At 35.5% G+C, this 19,642-nt stretch carries 17 protein-coding genes and 1 pseudogene; 9 read left to right on the top strand and 9 right to left on the bottom strand.

Features of this window, described 5'->3' with window-relative positions:
• Positions 1-11 precede the first annotated feature (11 nt).
• On the bottom strand, positions 12-614 hold the full coding sequence (locus tag BUB91_RS04435) for an acyl carrier protein phosphodiesterase (RefSeq protein ID WP_073097496.1): 603 nt from the start codon (positions 612-614) through the stop codon (positions 12-14).
• A gap of 55 nt (positions 615-669) precedes the next feature.
• Positions 670-1,296, bottom strand: coding sequence for an acyloxyacyl hydrolase (locus BUB91_RS04430; protein WP_073097494.1), 627 nt, complete (start codon positions 1,294-1,296; stop codon positions 670-672).
• A gap of 157 nt (positions 1,297-1,453) precedes the next feature.
• Between BUB91_RS04430 and glmM the strand changes: the two genes are divergently transcribed.
• On the top strand, positions 1,454-2,842 hold the full coding sequence (gene glmM / locus BUB91_RS04425; protein ID WP_073097492.1) for a phosphoglucosamine mutase: 1,389 nt from the start codon (positions 1,454-1,456) through the stop codon (positions 2,840-2,842).
• Positions 2,843-2,903: 61 nt separating this feature from the next.
• On the opposite strand, the gene BUB91_RS04420 is transcribed toward glmM, so the two are convergent.
• Positions 2,904-3,773, bottom strand: coding sequence for a lysophospholipid acyltransferase family protein (locus BUB91_RS04420; protein ID WP_073097490.1), 870 nt, complete (start codon positions 3,771-3,773; stop codon positions 2,904-2,906).
• A 142-nt stretch (positions 3,774-3,915) separates the two neighbouring features.
• On the opposite strand from BUB91_RS04420, the gene BUB91_RS04415 reads away from it, so the two are divergent.
• Together BUB91_RS04415 and BUB91_RS04410 are read left to right on the top strand one after the other, a co-directional pair.
• Positions 3,916-4,566 (top strand): rhomboid family intramembrane serine protease, encoded by a 651-nt coding sequence (locus BUB91_RS04415; RefSeq protein WP_073097487.1) that lies wholly within the window; start codon positions 3,916-3,918, stop codon positions 4,564-4,566.
• Positions 4,567-4,609: 43 nt separating this feature from the next.
• Positions 4,610-5,287 (top strand): SIMPL domain-containing protein, encoded by a 678-nt coding sequence (locus BUB91_RS04410; protein ID WP_073097485.1) that lies wholly within the window; start codon positions 4,610-4,612, stop codon positions 5,285-5,287.
• Between the two features lie 42 nt (positions 5,288-5,329).
• Here the strand turns inward: BUB91_RS04410 and BUB91_RS04405 are convergent, their stop codons facing one another.
• Both BUB91_RS04405 and BUB91_RS04400 read right to left on the bottom strand, forming a co-directional pair.
• Positions 5,330-6,448, bottom strand: a complete 1,119-nt coding sequence (locus BUB91_RS04405) for a GNAT family N-acetyltransferase (RefSeq protein ID WP_073097483.1) — start codon at positions 6,446-6,448, stop codon at positions 5,330-5,332.
• Positions 6,449-6,487: 39 nt separating this feature from the next.
• Positions 6,488-7,378: a transporter gene (locus tag BUB91_RS04400; protein WP_073097480.1), complete on the bottom strand. Its 891-nt coding sequence runs from the start codon at positions 7,376-7,378 to the stop codon at positions 6,488-6,490.
• A 175-nt stretch (positions 7,379-7,553) separates the two neighbouring features.
• Between BUB91_RS04400 and BUB91_RS04395 the strand changes: the two genes are divergently transcribed.
• From BUB91_RS04395 to BUB91_RS04380, 4 genes are read left to right on the top strand one after another with little or no spacing between them, the layout of a single operon-like run.
• Positions 7,554-7,814: a DUF4834 family protein gene (locus BUB91_RS04395; protein ID WP_073097736.1), complete on the top strand. Its 261-nt coding sequence runs from the start codon at positions 7,554-7,556 to the stop codon at positions 7,812-7,814.
• A gap of 30 nt (positions 7,815-7,844) precedes the next feature.
• A complete protein-coding gene (locus tag BUB91_RS04390) occupies positions 7,845-10,295 on the top strand; it encodes a YfhO family protein (RefSeq protein WP_073097478.1) in 2,451 nt (816 codons plus the stop codon).
• A gap of 33 nt (positions 10,296-10,328) precedes the next feature.
• Positions 10,329-11,612: a glycosyltransferase family protein gene (locus tag BUB91_RS04385; RefSeq protein WP_073097476.1), complete on the top strand. Its 1,284-nt coding sequence runs from the start codon at positions 10,329-10,331 to the stop codon at positions 11,610-11,612.
• Positions 11,613-11,619: 7 nt separating this feature from the next.
• Complete coding sequence (locus BUB91_RS04380) at positions 11,620-13,089, top strand: lipopolysaccharide biosynthesis protein (protein ID WP_073097474.1); 1,470 nt, start codon at positions 11,620-11,622, stop codon at positions 13,087-13,089.
• Between the two features lie 46 nt (positions 13,090-13,135).
• Here BUB91_RS04380 and BUB91_RS04375 read toward each other — a convergent pair whose 3' ends face one another.
• On the bottom strand, positions 13,136-14,413 hold the full coding sequence (locus BUB91_RS04375) for a hypothetical protein (protein WP_073097472.1): 1,278 nt from the start codon (positions 14,411-14,413) through the stop codon (positions 13,136-13,138).
• Between the two features lie 165 nt (positions 14,414-14,578).
• On the opposite strand from BUB91_RS04375, the gene BUB91_RS04370 reads away from it, so the two are divergent.
• Together BUB91_RS04370 and BUB91_RS04365 are read left to right on the top strand one after the other, a co-directional pair.
• A complete protein-coding gene (locus BUB91_RS04370) occupies positions 14,579-14,923 on the top strand; it encodes a DUF4870 domain-containing protein (protein WP_241652562.1) in 345 nt (114 codons plus the stop codon).
• A gap of 123 nt (positions 14,924-15,046) precedes the next feature.
• Positions 15,047-16,160: pseudogene (locus tag BUB91_RS04365) on the top strand (transposase).
• 225 nt (positions 16,161-16,385) lie between these two features.
• On the opposite strand, the gene BUB91_RS04360 reads toward BUB91_RS04365, so the two are convergent.
• From BUB91_RS04360 to BUB91_RS04350, 3 genes are read right to left on the bottom strand one after another with little or no spacing between them, the layout of a single operon-like run.
• Positions 16,386-17,660: an ammonium transporter gene (locus tag BUB91_RS04360; protein WP_073097728.1), complete on the bottom strand. Its 1,275-nt coding sequence runs from the start codon at positions 17,658-17,660 to the stop codon at positions 16,386-16,388.
• Positions 17,661-17,697: 37 nt separating this feature from the next.
• Positions 17,698-18,036: a P-II family nitrogen regulator gene (locus BUB91_RS04355; RefSeq protein ID WP_073097470.1), complete on the bottom strand. Its 339-nt coding sequence runs from the start codon at positions 18,034-18,036 to the stop codon at positions 17,698-17,700.
• Positions 18,037-18,054: 18 nt separating this feature from the next.
• Positions 18,055-19,179 (bottom strand): porin, encoded by a 1,125-nt coding sequence (locus tag BUB91_RS04350; RefSeq protein WP_073097468.1) that lies wholly within the window; start codon positions 19,177-19,179, stop codon positions 18,055-18,057.
• Between the last annotated feature and the right edge of the window lie 463 nt (positions 19,180-19,642).

Here is a 19,642-nt window from a genome sequence, read left to right as displayed (position 1 = left end):
TTTTATTGAAATTATACGGGGAATTGATCTTCTAATTCTTGAAGTCGTTGCTCACAAAATTGCCGTAATTCTTCAAAAAACAATGTGAATTCATTTTCAAAATCGTGGTAATACAACTGAAGGTCTTCAACGGCGCGATCCATACCACTAATATTCTTAGTTCTTCGGTTCATATTATAGAGAACAGTCGCTATACCGCTAATTTCAGTATAGCTCAACAACCAGTTATCTGCAATCATATGCGGTATCATTCTCTGAATCCCCGGAGTCAGTAACTCAAAGTGTTCATCAAGACTGTCGTAAAAATTCTCGATATAACTGGAGAGGGGAGTTGTAGCATAATTCTTCCAATTTTTTGCTAAAAAATGATCGTATAGAATATCTACAATCACACCGCTATAGTGACTATACTTGCTATGAAGACGTTTTGTACTTTGTTTCACAATGGGATGACTATCAGTAAAACTGTCTATGCTGCGGTGCAGTAAAATACCTTTTTGAAGTTGTGGTAAATAGGTTTTGTATTGTTTTCCTTTTATACCATCTGCCATAAAATTACCAATGGTAATTAGCGAGTCATCGCCAGACAGGTATATATGCGCTAAATAATTCACAGGCTTAAATTACAAATTATTGCCATATGCCTGCATTAGCATGTGATGTAATTATTTACAATCTATAGGCAATGCCAAGATTAAGTTCTAGCGCGTCGTAGCCTTCGTTAGGTTGTTTGATTTCGGCATTAGAAACATGCCTAAAACCTATTCTGCTATCTAACACAAATCTTCTAAAAAACTGAAAGTTGATTCCCAATGCCAGGTTATCAGAGAAACCAATGCCCTTAGCCATACGCTCAGAATCTTCATCAAAGTATCCCGGGCCTATGCTCGCAAGGCCGTAAATATTCAATTTTTCGGTAATAGATGTTCTGATGATTAAGCCACAGCTGAAAATATACTCATTTATAAATTTATGTAGCATTAAACGCTCTCTAAGAGCGCTATACTGGTCTGGATGCCCTGCAAACCAAGGATTAAATAGTTTGTGCTGGGCTCTATTTATTTCTGGTTGAAAGATAAAATCGTAGTCTAAAACACCGGACTTTATTCGATATAAAATCTGAATTTTTTGAAGATAAACTTCGTAATAATAATCGTCATCTTTAAAGATAAAATTGTCAACAGAGGCATAACCTGCGTTATAGCCTATTTGATAAAAACGTCCTTGAAGATTATCTTGAGAGGTCACCTTTAAAGTAATAGACAGGAAAAAGAGTATCAATATAAATCGTACCATAAAAATCAACTTAAATTTCAATTGTTTTGAAAATCAGTTTTTTAGGGGTATGATTAAAGAGGTGTTACAATATGAGGAATTTCAGGGAAATACTTTAATGCTATATTTGCCTTTAGTAATAGTTATCAAACATTATTAAATAGCAGAAACATATCTTATGACCCTAATAAAATCTATTTCAGGAATACGCGGAACCATTGGAGGCAATCCCGGTGATAATCTTACACCAATTGATGCCGTGAAATTTGCTTCGGCATACGGAACATTCATAAAAAAACAACGTAATAAAGACGAATATCGTGTTGTTGTAGGGCGTGATGCTCGTATAAGTGGAGAGATGATTCAGCAGCTGGTTATGCAAACACTTGTCGGGATGGGGATCGATGTAGTAGATCTTGATTTGTCAACAACACCTACAGTTGAGCTTGCTGTGCGACTAGAGCACGCTGATGGCGGAATTATTTTGACTGCATCTCATAACCCAAAACAATGGAATGCACTGAAATTACTTGATAAAAACGGAGAGTTCTTAAATGCTGAAGCCGGTGCTGAAATCCTAGAGATCGCTGAAGCTTCAGATTTTGCTTATGCTGAAGTAGATAATCTAGGCGAAATACACAAAAATGATGCGTATATAGACATTCATATTGACGAAGTTTTAGATCTGGAACTCGTGGATGAAGATGCTATTAAAGCTGCAAAATTTAAAATTGTGGTTGACGGGGTGAATTCAACAGGAGGTATCGCAATCCCAATGCTTTTAGAGCGTTTAGGCGTAGACGTTGAAAAATTATATTGTAATCCTAACGGAAACTTTCCGCACAATCCAGAGCCTTTAAAAGAACATTTAGGAGACATTTGTAAACTAGTCCCGGAAGAGCGAGCAGATTTAGGGATTGTAGTTGATCCTGATGTAGATCGTTTGGCTTTTATAGATGAAAAAGGGGAGATGTTTGGCGAAGAGTATACACTAGTTGCTTGTGCAGATTATGTATTAAGCGAGAATCCCGGCAATACGGTTTCAAATTTGAGTTCGTCTAGGGCACTTAGAGATGTTACTCAAAAACACGGCGGCACGTATTATGCAGCTGCCGTAGGTGAGGTCAATGTGGTTACAAAAATGAAAGAAGTAAAGGCTGTTATAGGTGGTGAAGGTAACGGTGGAATTATCTATCCCGATTCGCATTACGGTCGCGATGCGCTAGTGGGTGTTGCTTTGTTTTTAACACATTTGGCTAAAAAACAAATGAAAGTAAGCGAGTTGCGAGCTAGTTATCCGGCTTATTTTATGAGTAAGAAAAAAATACAACTTACACCAACTCTAGATGTAGATGGTATTTTAAAAATTATAGCAGAGCGTTATAGCAATGAAGATGTGAATACGATTGATGGCGTAAAAATTGATTTTGAAAACTACTGGGTTCATCTTCGGAAATCGAATACAGAACCTATCATTCGTATTTATACGGAAGCACCCTCGCAAGTGGAAGCTGATAAAATTGCAGATGATATGATATTAGAAATCAAGGAAATAGCGGGGATTTAAATTCTTGTGTTATCAAATAAAAAATGCCTTTGCCAAGAATGGTAAAGGCATTTTTTATGTTCTATCTGGCGTGTTTAAAACGTTTGTGAGTCCAGAGGTAATATTGTGGTGCTTTGTAAATTTGATTTTCCAAATGTTCAGCAAAAGCATCTGTAATTTCAAAATCAGGAACAGTATTGGGTTCTTCAGTAATTACTTTAAAAGAAGCTTTATAAAATCCACGTTTTACTTTATCTACAGCGAGATAGAGTACCGGCATATTTTCTGATTTAGCTAAGCGTTCAACACCTGTAAAAAACGGAACATTTTGACCAAGAAAGTCGGTACAATATTGATTACGTCTCGTTTTAGGTGATTGATCAGCTATAAAAGCATAGGTCGCCATTTTACCTGTGCGCTGCTGTTTTCTTATAATAAAAGTAGCTTCTTTATTAGCGAGTAATTTAGAATTCCATTTTTCACGAATATCGTGAATGAGCTTATCAAAATACTTATTCTTAATACGTTTGTAAATCCCGTAACCGGTGTGATCAAAATAGAATTGAAGCGCAGTCAACCATTCGTAACTAGCATAATGGCCCATTATAATTAGCGAACTGCGTTGTTCTTTTGCGAGTTTTTCGATGATTGTTAAATCGTCAAACTGAAAACGCTTTTGCAATTCTTCAGCAGATATAGATATCGATTTTATCATCTCTAGAAACATATCGCACATATGCCGATAAAACTGCTTTTCTATCTTCTTTATTTCAGTTTCTTCTTTCTCAGGGAATGCCAGTTTCAGGTTTTTTGTTACTGTTTTTCGGCGATAGCCAACAATATGGTAAGCCAGCACAAAAACAGCGTCAGAAACCTTATAAAATAGCCAAAACGGGAGTCTTGAGATCATCCACAGAAGTGGGTAAACCAGCCAAAAGATTAGCCATTGCATAACGCGTAATTTTTAAATTATGGGGCAAATCAGTATCTAAAATGTAAAACTTTAAAACCTGAATACTTCTCAAAAGCCTTTACGTTTTAAACGCTCTTAGTGCACAAATATAGGTATATTTGATCCTAAAATTAGAGCTTTTATGGGCGATTTAAATTTAATAACTGTTGTTGTTATTGGTATCAATGTATTGATTTCAATGAAGGGTTTTAATGATTATTCTTTTTTTGAAAAATATAAGTTTAATACCGGTGCGGTACGCAGGGGTGAACAAATACGTATTCTTTCTTCAGGATTTTTGCACGTGAGTACATCTCACTTGTTTTTTAATATGCTAACTCTTTATTTTTTTGCACCAATTGTTATTTCTCTTTTAGGAAACTGGGAATTTGTGGTTATCTATCTGGGGAGTTTAATTCTGGGGAATTTACTTTCCTATTACTTCCACAAGGATGAATACCATTATACGGCGGTAGGAGCTAGTGGCGCAGTATCCGGAATTTTGTATTCAGCTATTTTGCTTAATCCAGATATGAGCTTATATATGTTCTTTATTCCTGTTCCTATTCCGGCATATATTTTTGGAATAGGTTATTTACTGTATTCTATTTATGGAATGAGAGCTAATAATGACAATATAGGTCACGACGCGCATTTTGGTGGGGCAGTAGGTGGTTATGTTATTACTTTGTTAATGGCGCCTGTGTTGCTTCAGATCAACACCTTGATGGTAGGGCTTTTAGCAATTCCTATCGTAATTCTTTTTATCCTCAACAAGACTGGGAAGCTATAATGGCACGCCTCTTGCTTCTGTAATAGAAAATAAAACAACTATTATGAAATCTATTTTAATTCTTGCAATTACCGCTATGACAACTATGGCGCATGCACAGCAAATTCAACCAACAGTAAATGTAACCGGAGAAGGCAAAGTTATAGCCGTACCTGATGAAGTTACTATACGTATGGGGGTTCAAACCGAAGGAAAAGATGCTAAAACAGTGAAAACAGAAAACGATGCGAGCGTAGATAAAGTGCTTGATTATTTATTAAAAATGAATATTCCACAAAATCAGGTTCAAACCGAATATGTGAATCTAAATAAGAACTACGACTACAATACAAAAACCTATAGTTATAAAGCGAGTCAGACGATTTCAGTAAAACTGAAAGATTTATCAAAATACGATAAGGTAATGTCTGGCCTTGTATCTTCTGGAATAAATACAATAAACGGTATTGAATTTTCTTCTTCAAAAATGGAAGCGTATGAAGCTGAAGCTCGTAAAAAAGCAGTAGCAGACGCTAAAGAGAAAGCAAAAGAATACGCTGGTGTTTTAGGTCAGAATATAGGTAAGGCTTTGATGATAGCCGAGCAAGGAACAAGTGCACCACAGCCACAACCTATGTACAAAATGGCAATGGCAGAAATGGATTCTACACAGCGAACTCTTGCTCCGGGTGAACTAACGATTACTTCTAAAATTCAAGTAAGTTTTGAACTTTTAAACTAATAAATAATTTACTTGGCGTTAGCCAAAAACTAATAAAAGGGCTTATAAATCACGTTTATAAGTCCTTCTTCTTTTGTGTAGAACGTGATCATATTTTTTCCAAAGCTGTTGTATCGCTTTGTTTTCTTCTAATTCAGGATTGGTTTCTACTTGCGTGATTCCATTGGCTGAAAACAGGTCTTGCATCGCCTGGAATATCACAGCAGTTACTCCTTTTCCTTGATATTCAGGATCAATACCTATCAAGTAAAAAGCAGCAGTATCGTTTTGTTTACGGGCTTTTAAAAGATGGATAAATCCAAAAGGCCATAAACTTCCGTTTGCTTTTTTAAGAGCTTTACTAAACGAAGGCATCGTGATTGCAAAGGCAATTAATTTACCTTCGGCATTTTCAATACATTTAATATAATTCGGATTGATATACTTGATGTATTTGTCTTTATAATGATCAATCTGGTATTGCTGAATAGGCACAAAGGTGCTTAGATCATTATAGGTTTTGTTGAGCAACCCAAACATATCATCTACATAAGGCAAAATCTCTTTGCTGTTATTAAAATGAATCAATTTAAGTTTGTAACGCTCTGTAATTATTCGAGCAAACTTCTCTACTTTTTCAGGAGATTTTTCAGGAATCTGAATTTTATATTCTACCCATTCTGAAGCTTTTTCAAAGTTTAGTTGTTCAAAATGCTCTTTATAATAGGGGTGGTTGTACCAGGTAATCATGGTATTGAGGTACTCAAAACCTTCTACGAGCATTCCGGCTTTTTCCATATTACTAAAACCTACAGGCCCTTCAATCCAGTTAAGCTTATTAGCTTTTCCTATTTCTTCAATCTGAGCAATTAAAGCTTTTGTAACCTCAATGTCGTCAATAGCATCAAACCAGCCAAAACGCATTTTTGGTTTTTCTTGCTCATTAATTTCAATATGATTTATGATAGCAGCAATACGTCCTACAAGCTTTTTTCCTTTATAAGCCAGAAAAAAACGTGCTTCAGCATTTTTGAAAACAGGATTCTTTTCAGAATCCATGCTTTCGAGTTCGTCATTTATTAATGGCGGAACCCAGTTTGTGCTTTTATCATATAGTGAGAACGGGAATTTGACAAATAGTGTCAATTCCTGTTTCGTTTTCATTTCCTTAATTGTAATCATTATGCTCGAGTAATATAGCTTGTAAAGGTAACCGTATTTTTATTTCTGCGGAAGTAACTCGTCGTTACTGTGAAAATCAAGACGGTAAGAAAGCCCCAGTCCCAGTTGCTGGCGTTTCGGTGTTTCTTTAAAATTAATTAATGCACTGATGTCTACCTGTAAATCTTTGGTGATTAAATAAGCTCCACCAAACCGAAATAAATCATCAGCATAAATATCACTCATGATAACCTGAAACTCTGCAAATGCAGCAATTTTAGAGTTAAAGGAATGAGTCATTGTTGTTATCCAGGCTTTGGTAGGATAATCAGTTAAAAATTGGTCATATATAAAATTGTTCACCCATACCCAGCGTCCCCAATTGTGTTGAGTAATAGCAACAACCTTAGGTGTAAAACCAGACTGACTTTTTGGTAAAAAAGGATTATCATCCTCATATACATAGTTAGCACCGGAGTAAATAGATATTGCCGGTATTAAAGTACGCCATTTAAAAGCTCTGTTCGCGTGATAGCTATAGACGTTTATTTTTTCTTCATAATTTTTATAAGGATCGTACAACAGGTATTTTACACCTGCAGTAATAATTGGGAAGCCGCTATGACTGTATGGTTCACTTGTTCCTGAAGTTGGGGTAATATCCTCATATAAGTAAGAACCACTAAGATTGAACTCCAATTGCTCTCTTATGGCTCCATATCTAAATTGAAATTCGCCACCAATATTATCAGTATCAGTGTTTAGCAGGTTATGAGATTCTTTTCCCATTATCGCGCCAATCTCTGCCTGAAAAACACCACGTCCTACAGCAAAAGCACCCTGAGATTGCCCGGGACGATTGGAGTTAAGTGTTTCAGTGTACTGAGATTTAGCCTGTTGCATGCAAAAACACAGCAAAAAGGTTAAACTAAAAATCAATTTAGCTGGCATAATCCTGAAATATTTTGGTTTAAAGTTTAGGTGATAAAACCCCTAATCAGACAAACATAGTGTAAAAATAAGAGATAGCCTAAATATAGAATTAGAACCCTAAGATTTGGTTTTTATTCTTTTTTTAAGTCTAAAAAGAAGGGTAATGGTTAATTTTGTTTCAAATACAGTACTGATGAAATTTATACAGACACTTCTTATAATCCTCCTTATATTTTTTGGATTGCGCATTCTTTTTAGATTGTTGGCCCCTTATATTATGCGATATATAGCTAAAAAAGCAGGAGAACGTTTTCAAAATATGGCTCAGGGGTATTCTTCTCGAAATCAATCTCCTAAACAAGAAGGAGAGACTGTTATTGAAGATGTTCCCAGACGTGAGCAGACTTCAAATAAAAATGTAGGGGAATATATCGATTACGAAGAAATTGATTAATTTCCGCTTTCTAGTTTCTAGCAAATATTTATGAATTTTTCTTTTAAAAAAATAGGGCCACACCTCGCTGTGGTTTTGGTTTTTATAGTATCAGCATTACTTTATTTTAGTCCGGTGCTTTCTGGTAAAAAAATGTTCCAAAGCGATATACAGCAATATCGTGGGATGGCTAGAGAGCAAATGGATTTTAGAGAGCAAACAGGCGAAGAACCGTATTGGACTGACGCTGCTTTTGGTGGAATGCCAACCTATCAATTGGGCGCAAAATATCCTTTTAATTGGGTTAAAAGTTTAGATCTGGGTATTCGCTTTTTACCACGACCTGCAGATTATCTTTTTTTATACTTCATAGGTTTCTACATACTACTTCTCGTTCTCAAGCTAGATTGGCGCTACGCCGGACTTGGAGCGCTGGCTTTTGGTTTTTCGAGTTACCTTATTATCATTATTGGTGTTGGTCATAATGCCAAAGCGCACGCAATTGCATATATGCCGCTGGTTTTAAGTGGGATAATTCTAACTTTCAGAAAGAAATATATTTGGGGATTTGTGCTCACTACAGTTGCGATGGCTCTAGAAATTGTAGCCAATCACGTGCAAATGACTTATTATTTGATGCTTCTTGTTCTGGTTTTAGGTGTAGCCTATCTTATTGACGCGTTTCGTAAGAATGAGTTGCCGCACTTCTTTAAAAGTGTCGGGGTTTTAGTTCTTGCTGTTGGTCTTGCAATCGGGACTAATGCTGCAAGTTTAATGGCTACTTCAGAATACAGTTCTTTTAGTACACGAGGAAAAAGTGAATTAACTATATCTCCTGATGGAAATCCTAAAACGGATGTGGGCGGTTTAGATAAGGCATATATCAATCAATACAGTTACGGTATTTCTGAATCACTAGACTTATTTATCGCTGGTCTTTACGGAGGATCTAATTCTGAACCTTATAATAAAGATAGTGCTTTTACAGAATTCTTGAAAAAGCAAGGAGTTCCTGCAGCTCAAGTGCCTTCAATATTTGAACAATTTGGTTTGTATTATTGGGGAAGTCAGCCCGGTGTTTCTGGTCCGGCTTATTTGGGAGCAGTAATTGTTTTCCTATTTGTTTTGGGATTATTTATGGTAAAAGGTCGTCTTAAATGGTGGCTTGCTGGCGGTTCCTTACTTTCTTTATTGTTAAGTTTCGGCGGTAATTTATCTTGGTTTACTGATCTATGGATTGATTATTTTCCACTGTACAATAAATTTAGAGCGGTTACTTCTATACAAGTAATCTTAGAGTTGTGTGTACCGGTTTTGGCTGTATTCGGATTGTATAAAATGCTTCAGACAACTGATTCTAAAGAACATAAACTAAATGCGTTAAAGTGGACAACGGTAATCACGGGAGGATTGTCACTGATTATCCTTCTGTTTAAAGGAAGTCTTTTTTCATTTTCCGGTGGAAATGACGCGTTTTACATTCAGAATTATGGAATGGAGTTTATAAACGCGGTAAAAGAAGACCGAAAAGCACTTTTGGTAAGTGATACTATAAAGACTTTAGTTTTGGTATTAATCGCTGCTGGATTGATTTGGTTTTACTTGAAAAAGAAGGTTTCAGAAACACAGGTTATTCTTGTAATGGCGATTCTTATTGTTTTTGATTTGGTTCAGGTTGACCGTCGTTATGTAAATACAGAGAATTTTATGGCTGCTCGTATTGTAGAAAAACCATTTCAGGCGACACAGGCAGACCAGCAAATTTTGAAGGATACTACAAGATATCGTGTTTATGAGCAAAATGTAGGTCTTAATGGTGCGCGCACAAGCTATTTTCACAATTCTATAGGCGGTTATCACGGTGCAAAACCAGCACGCTTGCAAGATCTGGTTGAGTTCTATTTATATAATGGAAACATCAAACCCTTAAACTTGCTTAATGTTAAATATATAATTACCAAAAATGAAGAAGGTGCAGAGCAAGTACAGATAAATCCGCAGGCTAATGGTAATGCATGGTTTGTACAAAATGTAAAAATTGTACCTGATGCAGATACCGAAATACTTTCTTTAGATAGTTTAAACACTAAACAAACTGCAGTTGTTCAAGAGCAATTTGCAAATGAAATTTCTGGGAAGATGTTTCCTCAGGATTCTACTGCTTCTATAAGCTTAGTTGAGCATCAACCTAATCACTTAAAGTATCAGTCTAATTCTGATATGGAACGTTTAGCTGTTTTTAGTGAAGTATATTATCCTAATGGTTGGAATGCTTATATAGATGGAAATGAGGTAAATCACTTTAAAACAGATTATATTTTAAGAGGAATGATGGTTCCTGCGGGAAATCATACTATAGAATTTAAGTTTGAACCTCAGGTTGTAAAAACAGGTAGTAAAATTAGTTTAGCCAGTAATATTCTTCTGGTTTTAGTTATCATGGGAGCTGTGTTTTTAGGTATTAAAAGATCTAAAAAAGATTCTGAGACTGTTTCTCAATAGGTTTTAAACCTTGAATAATAAAATTTTAGTTCTGTGAAAAAGGTGTTGATTATCTGTTATTATTGGCCTCCGGCAGGAGGGCCCGGAGTTCAGCGCTGGTTGAAGTTTGTAAAATATTTAAGGGATTTTGATATAGAACCTGTAGTTTATGTTCCAGAAAATCCACATTATCCAATTGAAGATTCCAGCTTAGAAAAAGAAATTCCAAATGGGATTGAAATCATCAAAACGCCCATTTTTGAACCTTATGGTTTTGCCAAGCTGTTTTCAAAAGAAAGCACACGGCAAATAAGCTCAGGGATTATAAAACCAGAAGGCAAGCAAAGTTTTCTTCAGAAGTTGATGCTTTTTGTGCGTGGAAATCTTTTTATTCCGGATGCCCGAAAATGGTGGGTAAAACCTTCAATTAAATTTTTGGCTAGCTATTTAGATAAAAACCCAGTAGATATTATTATTACTACCGGTCCGCCGCATAGTTTACATTTAATAGGTTTGGCATTAAAAGTGCAAAAGGATTTGTCATGGCTTGCCGATTTTAGAGATCCTTGGACGACTATAGGATATCAGAAGAAATTAAAACTGACAGACTGGGCTACTAAAAAAAATGCAAATCTCGAATTTGAAGTTTTGAATAAAGCTGACCATATCTTGGTAACTAGCCCAACAACGCAGTCTGATTTTGAAAAAACGACAAGCACACCTATTAGCTGTATAACCAACGGTTTTGATGATGAAATTGTACCTGAAACGAGTTTAGACACTGCGTTTACTCTGGCACATATAGGATCTTTATTAGAAGATAGAAATCCTGAAATTTTATGGGAAGTGCTTCAGGAGTTAGTAACAGAATTACCCCATTTTTCAAAGGATCTAAAAATTGAATTGACAGGTAGAGTAGGAGCTTCAGTTGTTGATTCGATCAAAGAAAAAGGTTTAGAAACTAATTTATCACTTCCGGGATATGTGAATCATACAGAAGCTTTACAAAAGCAGCATAGTGCACAGTTGTTACTTTTGATAGAAATAGATTCTCAAGAAACAGAAGCGATAATTCCCGGAAAGCTTTTTGAGTATTTGGCATCAAGAAGGCCTATACTTGCAATAGGCCCTAAGCATTCTGATATAGCTTCAATTCTAAAGAAGTCAGAAAGTGGAATTTATTTTAACTATCAGCAAAAGCAAGGACTCAAAAAGCACATCAAATTTAATTATGAGCTTTTTAAAAATACGGGTATATCTTCGACCTCAGGAAATGTTGATGCATATTCCAGAAAAAATTTAACTCGAGATCTAGCCCGACTTATACATTCAATCTAAAATAAATATGGGTATTGTTGCGTCACAGTCCTTTAAGAATCTAATTACAACCTATTTGGGTTTTGGTATAGGCGCATTGAATACGCTCGTGCTTTATGTGCACTTTTTTAAAGATGAATATTACGGCTTAGTTGGTTTTTTATTGAGTGCTGCAACGCTGGCAATGCCTTTTGTTGCAGTGGGCGCACAGAATACGATGATTAAGTTTTATTCGTCGTATAGTGGTCGCAAACAAGATGATTTTCTATCCTTTATGCTGGTTATGCCCATTCTGGTTTTAATTCCGGTTTCTATAGGTGTTTCGATTTTTTATGATCAGCTAGTAGATTTTTTAGCTTCTAAAAACGAAATTGTTCGGCCTTACGCATTTCTTATAGGAATTATCGCTTTTGCGATGGCTTATTTTGAAATTAGCTATGCCTGGTCAAAGACACAATTGCAAAGTGTATTTGGTAATGTGATGAATGAAGTTTTTCATCGTTTAGGTATTATGGTTTTGTTGATTCTGTTTGCTTTTAAAGTATTTACAACTGAATATTTTTTATATGGTGTAGCAGTAGTTTATCTTATGAGAATGGGGATAATGATGAGTTATGCATTTAAATTACGCAGACCTCGTTTACGGATATCAATTCCTCAAGAATGGAAATCTATTTTAAAATATAGTGCATTGATCATAATTGCAGGTTCTATAGCAGTAATGATTCTTGAAATAGATATGTTCATGTTGGGTAAGCTAGTCCCTATTGAGAATGTAGCTTATTATTCTGTGGGAATCTATATCGCTGCAGTTATTGCAGTTCCTGCCAGAGCGATGCATCAGATTATGTATCCGCTGACCGCAAATTACTTAAATGAAAGACGTTTTATAGAACTTAAGGACTTATACAAGAAGAGTTCTATAACGCTTTATGCAGTATCAGGTCTGATTTTTCTTTTAATTATATGTAATATTCAGAGCTTATATTTATTGCTTGACCCTGCTTATAGCAAAGGACTGTATGTGGTACTTCTTATTGCTCTGGCAAAGTTGGTAGATAATCTAATGGGAAATAATAATGCAATTTTATACAACAGCGATTATTACCGACTTGTTTTAGTCCTAGGAGTTATCCTCGTCATTGTTGCTGTTAGTCTAAATCTGATTTTTATACCAAAACTGGGGATAAACGGGGCAGCTATTGCTACATTTATGGCTTCAGTTGTTTATGCTTTTTCAAAAATAGTGGTTGTGTTTAAGAAATTTAAAATGCATCCTTTTTCTAAGGAAACACTTTTCTTAACGGGTATTCTTGCGATATTGGGAGTAGGGTTTTTCTTTTGGAATTTCACTTGGAATCCTATTGTATCGATAGGAATGAAGTCGATTATTTTAAGCCTAACTTATTTAATTATTATTTATAAACTGAATATTTCCAGCGAAATCAATAATTGGTTAAACCTATACCTATTAAGGAGAAAATCCCGACCTGAATAAAATCAAGTGCGGGACCTTCCAACTAACCAACCAAAGCGTTTATATTTTAATTACCTCTTCCTGATCTTGAAGAAGCTTGTTTTTGTGTACTTCTACTAGTTCTGGCAGCATTGCTACTGCGTGATGTTTGTGAGCGTTGTTTTACGCTACGTTGCGGAGTAGCAACTCTTTTTGCTACAGTTCGCTGAGCGCTTTGTACTTTACGCTGACTACTAGAATTACGTTGTGCAACTGAGTGTTGCGTATTAGCATTTCTAGAAGTTGCAATATTACGATTATTTGAACTTCTTTGAGCAACAGAATGTTGTTGATTTACTCTTTTTACCGTATTATTTCCTCTAGAATTACTGGTTCTTGTAGTTTTAATCGTATTTCTTGCAGAATTATTAACTCTCGCTGTATTTTGAGCGCGACTTGTAACCCTTGCATTTTGGTTTACCGTATTATTAGAATTACTAGATCTATTATTGATAATAGCCTTGTTATTGCTAGATGTTCTTTGCGCAGTGTTTACACTGCGAGTTTGTCTAGAGTTATTAGAACTTCTACTATTTCTATTTGCTACAGTATTACGACTAGAGCTTGATCTGCCAGAATAATTTCTAGTGTTGCGGGCCTGCACTCTTGCTTTAGTATAACTACCACGTCTAGCATTATTGTGTGCAACGCGACCTTTTGGTCTTTTAAAATCGTGATATGCATTTCTATAGCCATTACGGTATCCTTGAGCATAATGATTTCTATGATATGCATAATCATAACGAATCGGACGATAATATCTTCTGTAAGGAGTATTATAGACTAAACATCTGTCAAAAAATGGTCTGTAAAAGAAGTTGTGATAAGGATGATACACATATCTTCTGTTGTGAATATTGATATAACCAGTCACGTGTGAAAAGCGAGCGCCACTATAATATATATTTAGACCACCAACATTGACGATTCTATTATTTCTATAATTAATATAGACATTTCCCGCTTGGGTGATTCTACCCCAATTATCATAATAAATGGGGACACTTTCAACTTGTATTACAGCACCATAGTCATCATATTGTACATATGGATCATAATTATAACCTGAATTGTAACTTATATTTACTGGTCCTGTGTTGATATTTACATTAACGCCTTGAGCGACCTGTGGCAAAACGAAATCAAATTCTCCGTCTGGATAAACTGAAAATTCAACCCCGTTTTCAACAAAAATATAGCGGCTACCGTCATAGTATCTATTTATTGAGGTATCATCCAAGGGTTCTGCATTTGCAGAACCTAAGCCTGTTATAAGGCCAACAAAAAGGTAAATTAGATTTTTCATAAGTTCTAGATTTAGATTGTTTGTACTCTTTTTAGATATTTTTGGATGGTACACTGATATAATTACAAGGAGCGTGCCATAAATTGAAAAGAGCTATAGGAGACGGTGTAACATCATTTAGAAATCTGCTACTAATGGTGTAAACAATCAAAAAATCAACATATTATGATGCTTAGAGAAGATAGAAATTTATTAGTAGCTGCTCATTTGAGTCAACTATTAGATTTTGTTACTGGTATAGGAGGGTTTATCATTCCCTTAATTTTATGGTTAACTCAGAAAGATAAAGTGTTGCAAATGGATGAGCACGGCAAGCAGATAATCAATTTTCAGATAAGTACTTTTATCTATTCAATACTTTGTATACCTCTTATTTTGTTTTTAGGTTTGGGAATATTAGGGTTTATTGTACTTGGAGTCTTGGTGTTAATATTTCCTATAATCAATGCTATTAAAGCTTCAAATGGAGAACCTATTTACTACCCATTAAGTATTCAGTTTTTGAAATAGTAACAAAATAACATTCATAAAAAACCACCAAAAAATGAGGGCACTGAAAAAGTCCCTGAAGGATTGAATTAAAAGGAGTAAAAACCGTAGTGGTTCTGCTCTTTTTTTTTGTTTTAAATATTGATTAACAGTAGCTTATTTTTATTGTTACAGCAACAAAAAAATCAATTAAGTGCATATTCCGATCTATATGATTCAATCGTACCCAAGGGCAATCTTCTTAGAAAAATCAATGAACTCATTGATTTTTACTTTATCCACGATGAACTGGTTGATAAATATTGTGCGAATAATGGGAGAAATGCAGAAAGTCCTATCTGCATGTTTAAATATCTGTTATTGAAAACGATCTATTCCATTTCCGACATGGATGTAGTGGAGCGTTCCCGATAAGATATGTCCTTCAAGTATTTTTTAGAAATGGCTCCTGAAGATGCAGTTATCAATTCCAGTTCCTTGACTAAGTTCCGCAAGCTGAGATTGAAAGATACCGATCTGTTGAACTTATTGATAAACAAAACTTTATCATTAGCATTGAAAAAGAAATTATTAAGTCCAAATCCATTATTGTTGATGCCATACATTCGCTATCTAGATCAAACCCTTATTCAGCACTTGAAGTTCTCAGAGAGCGTTCCAAGTTATTTCGTAAAGCAGTTTACGCTATAGATGAAGAGATGAAAGACCGCATGCCACAAAAGAACCTTTCCGGTGAACTGGATAAAGAATTGGCTTACTGCAGGGAACTTGAGAAGTGCATTGAATCGGATATGACATTAGCTTTAGTTCCTCCAGTCAAAGAAAGATTGAACCTGTTGAAGGAAACCGTGGAAGATACTCAGTAAAACTATATCCTTTCTAAGGATACAAGATGCTAAGATCGGCCATAAATCAGTTGAAAGCAAATTCTTTGGGTATAAGACTCACCTTATTTTGATATAGATAAATGCAAAACTTGCCCATTAAAGGATGGTTGTTATAAGCCAGGGGCGAAGACCAAAAGCTATTCGGTCTCTATCAAATCAAACTTACACCAAGAACAAATGATATTTCAGAAATCTGACTATTATAAAGAAAAATCCAAACACCGCTATAAGATCGAGGCCAAAAACAGTGAGCTAAAAAACGTTCATGGGTACGATCGTACTGTATCATATGGTATCCATAGGATGCAAATGCAGGGGCACTTGCTATTTTCGCCGTAAACCTCAAGAGAATTCTTAAATTAACTATATAAGTCCGAGATTTTGAGGGACACAAGCTTAAAACGTGCTACAGAGGGTTATTAGACTATTTTGAAGCATAGAATAATCAAATTATCGACACCTTAAAAATCACCAATAAAAAAGCGACCAAGTCAAAAAATATTTTTTTGCTTGGTCGCCTTCATAAAATCACCTCAAAAGAGATAGTTTTCAGTGCCCTCAATTTACAGGGCTTTTTAATTTATATATGGCTGAATTTATTCTTCGTCTTCACCATTATAATAAGCAGCAGTACCATGCTCGTGTACATCCAGGCCTTCTACTTCTTCTTTTTCAGAAACACGTAGACCTATAGTTTTCTTAACTATAAATAATACGATGAATGAAGCTAATACAGACCAACCTATCATAGAGATAGATCCTAAAAATTGAACACCAAGCTGACCAAAGCCACCTCCGTAAAGAACTCCGCCTTCAGTAGCGAATACACCTACTAAAACAGTACCTAAGAAACCACAAACACCGTGTACAGATATAGCTCCTACAGGATCATCAATCTTAAGTTTCTTATCAATAAATTCAATAGATAATACGACTACAATACCACAGATAAGACCTATAGCTAGTGATCCAAATGCATCAACATTACCACAACCAGCGGTAATACCTACAAGTCCGGCTAAAGCACCGTTGAGAGTCATAGAGATATCTGGTTTTCCGTAACGAATCCAAGTTAAGAACAGGGCAGAAACAGCTCCTATTGCAGCGGCAATGTTTGTGTTGATAATAACACTTCCCACTGCAATAGAATCATCACCACCAAAGGCTAACTGAGAACCACCGTTGAAACCGAACCAGCCTAACCAAAGGATGAAAACACCCAAAGCACCTAATAGTAAGTTGTGTCCTCTAATCACATTAACTTCTCCGTTAGGACCGTATTTTCCGATTCTAGGCCCAACTAATTTTGCAGCTACTAAAGCAGCAAAACCACCTACGGCATGTACAATTGTTGAACCTGCGAAATCAATAAACCCAAGATTATTTAACCAAGCTTGATCATCGAAAGGCCATAACCAACTACCGGATACCGGATAGATAAATGTAGTTAGTAGTACAGAAATTATAAGGTAAGATGAAAACTTAAATCTTCCCGCAACAGCACCAGATACAATGGTTGCTGCTGTAGCACAAAATACTGTTTGAAAAAATAAGTTATGCCAGTCATCTTGATTAAAAAATGCTAGCTCAGCAGGATTTCTCATAAATCCACCAAGTATGGTTTCTCCACCATACATAATAGAGTAACCTACTACCCAAAACATTAATGATCCAATTGCAAGGTCCATTATGTTCTTCATAATAATGTTACCAGCATTTTTAGCACTCGTGAAACCGGTTTCAACTAAAGTGAAACCTGCTTGCATAAAGAATACTAAGATTGCAGCAATGATGATCCAGAGAATACCTAAATCAGCATTAATAGCATCTACAGCAGTCTGTACAGCATCTGCTGGTTCTTGTAATAACATATAAGCCATAAAATTCATTTGTATAGATTAATTAGTTTTAGTTTAAAGTGTCTGGCCCTTTTTTGCCGGTTCTTACTCGGTATGCTTCTTGGACGTCAGAGACAAATATTTTACCGTCTCCAACTTCTCCTGTAGCACCTGCATCAAGAATCGCAGCAATAGTAGCTTGTTCAAAATCATCATTTACAACAATTGACAAATATCTACGCTGTATATCACTGGTACTATAAGAAACTCCACGATAAACGTGACCGTGTTTCTCATTTCCTAGGCCGGTTACATCCCAATAAGAGAAAAAGTTTACTCCTTTTTCATGTAAAGCCTTTTTAACAGCTGAGAATTTTGATTTTCTAATAATTGCTTCAATTTTTTTCATTGTAAAATTTAGTTTAGGTTAAAATGAATATACGGCCGCAAGCAAGAAAGAACCTAGGCTACCTGTATAAGTAGGTGTTCCGTCATAAGAGTCAAGAAAAACATCTTCGCTAGCAGAATCTAATCTAAATTCGGGAATAAAAGTCAAAGGACCAACTTTTGCATTAGCAGATAATGTAACCGCAAATACATTAGCATCTCCGTCAGCATCTGCACCTCCAATAGCATCAAAATCATTTATACCAGTACCGAATTGACTAAAGTACTCTGGGCGAAGTCCTAATGAAAATGAATCACTTAAAGCTGCTTGTGCATAAAGCGCAACACCGTAGAATCCATAATCATCAGCTAAATCTCCAGCATCCGTAGTGTTATAAGTAGCGTTTAATCCTAAATAAAATAAGTCACTTAAGTCATAACCCGTAGTTAAATCAACTTGAAAAGTTGATCCAGCTCCTTCTCCCATGCCTTGGTCGGTATAATCCCCATCCTGATCTCCGTATAATAAGTTTAAGAATGTGCTACCGCTGTCTGTAGAATATCCTAACTGACCTCCAAAAGTGTAACTCCCTGAAGGGTTAAAGTCGGTAAAGTCAGTAGCATTCATAACGGCAAGCATTGCACTCCAGTTGTCATCTAAAGCAAAGTCTGCTTTAAGACCTGAATGAGAGAATGGTCCGTAAGAGAACATATACGATGTAGAGTAGTTGAAGTTTGCGGCTGGTGAAATAACTTCATACCCTAAATAGGTGTTCCAGTTACCAAAAGTTAAGGTTACACTTTCACTAACGTTCCAGTAAACGTATAACTGGTTAACAATACTAGAACTGGAAGTTGTAGAATTAAAAACCGCATCTGTACCACGAGGACCATAAACCAGATCGGCAACAGCACCTACATTTCCTTTTTCGTAGCTTAATACTGCGTTTGCCATGCCTAAAGCAAAACCCGGTTGGTTTGCAAAAGAAGATCCTGGTGTAGGATACTCTTCATCTGTAACCTTGTTCAGAGTAGTGATGTTTTGTCTGAAATAGGCATCAATAGATCCAGATAATGTGAATCCATCAGTCCATGAAGTTTCTTCTTCTTGAGCAAAGGCAGAAATACCTAAGCATAGCATAACAGGTAAAATTAATTTTTTCATTTTCTAAATTGATTAATTGGTGAATTGCTAAACTAGGTATTATTTGAAACTACCCCTAAAAAAATAGGGGTAACGGTCAAATTTTTGTTATTTCGATAATTATACCCCCTAAATTTTTAGGGTATGTTACTCGAAACCGATTTCGATAGATTTAAATTGTGATATTATTTATGTTTAATGTGCAGTTTTTGTTAATTTTTAGTAAAAAATGAGGTAAAAAAGCATCAAAAACGTCAATTGTTAACATTCGCTTAAGATTTAGAGTTGTTCAATTATTACGGAAAAGGACGATTTTAGCCAAAAACCCATTTCATTTTCATCAAAAAGCAAAGCCATTTTTTGACTTCTTTATAATTTATAGTGCTTATTTTATGAAAATCGAAATAATGAAAATCTTATTCTCCAAAATTATTGGCATTTCAGTTTATTGAATAGCTTTATAATTCTGTCTTTAATAAAGAGC

The organism is Leeuwenhoekiella marinoflava DSM 3653 (assembly GCF_900129005.1).
GTDB classification, from domain to species: Bacteria; Bacteroidota; Bacteroidia; order Flavobacteriales; family Flavobacteriaceae; genus Leeuwenhoekiella; species Leeuwenhoekiella marinoflava.
This window is presented reverse-complemented; position numbering and strand designations above follow the sequence as displayed.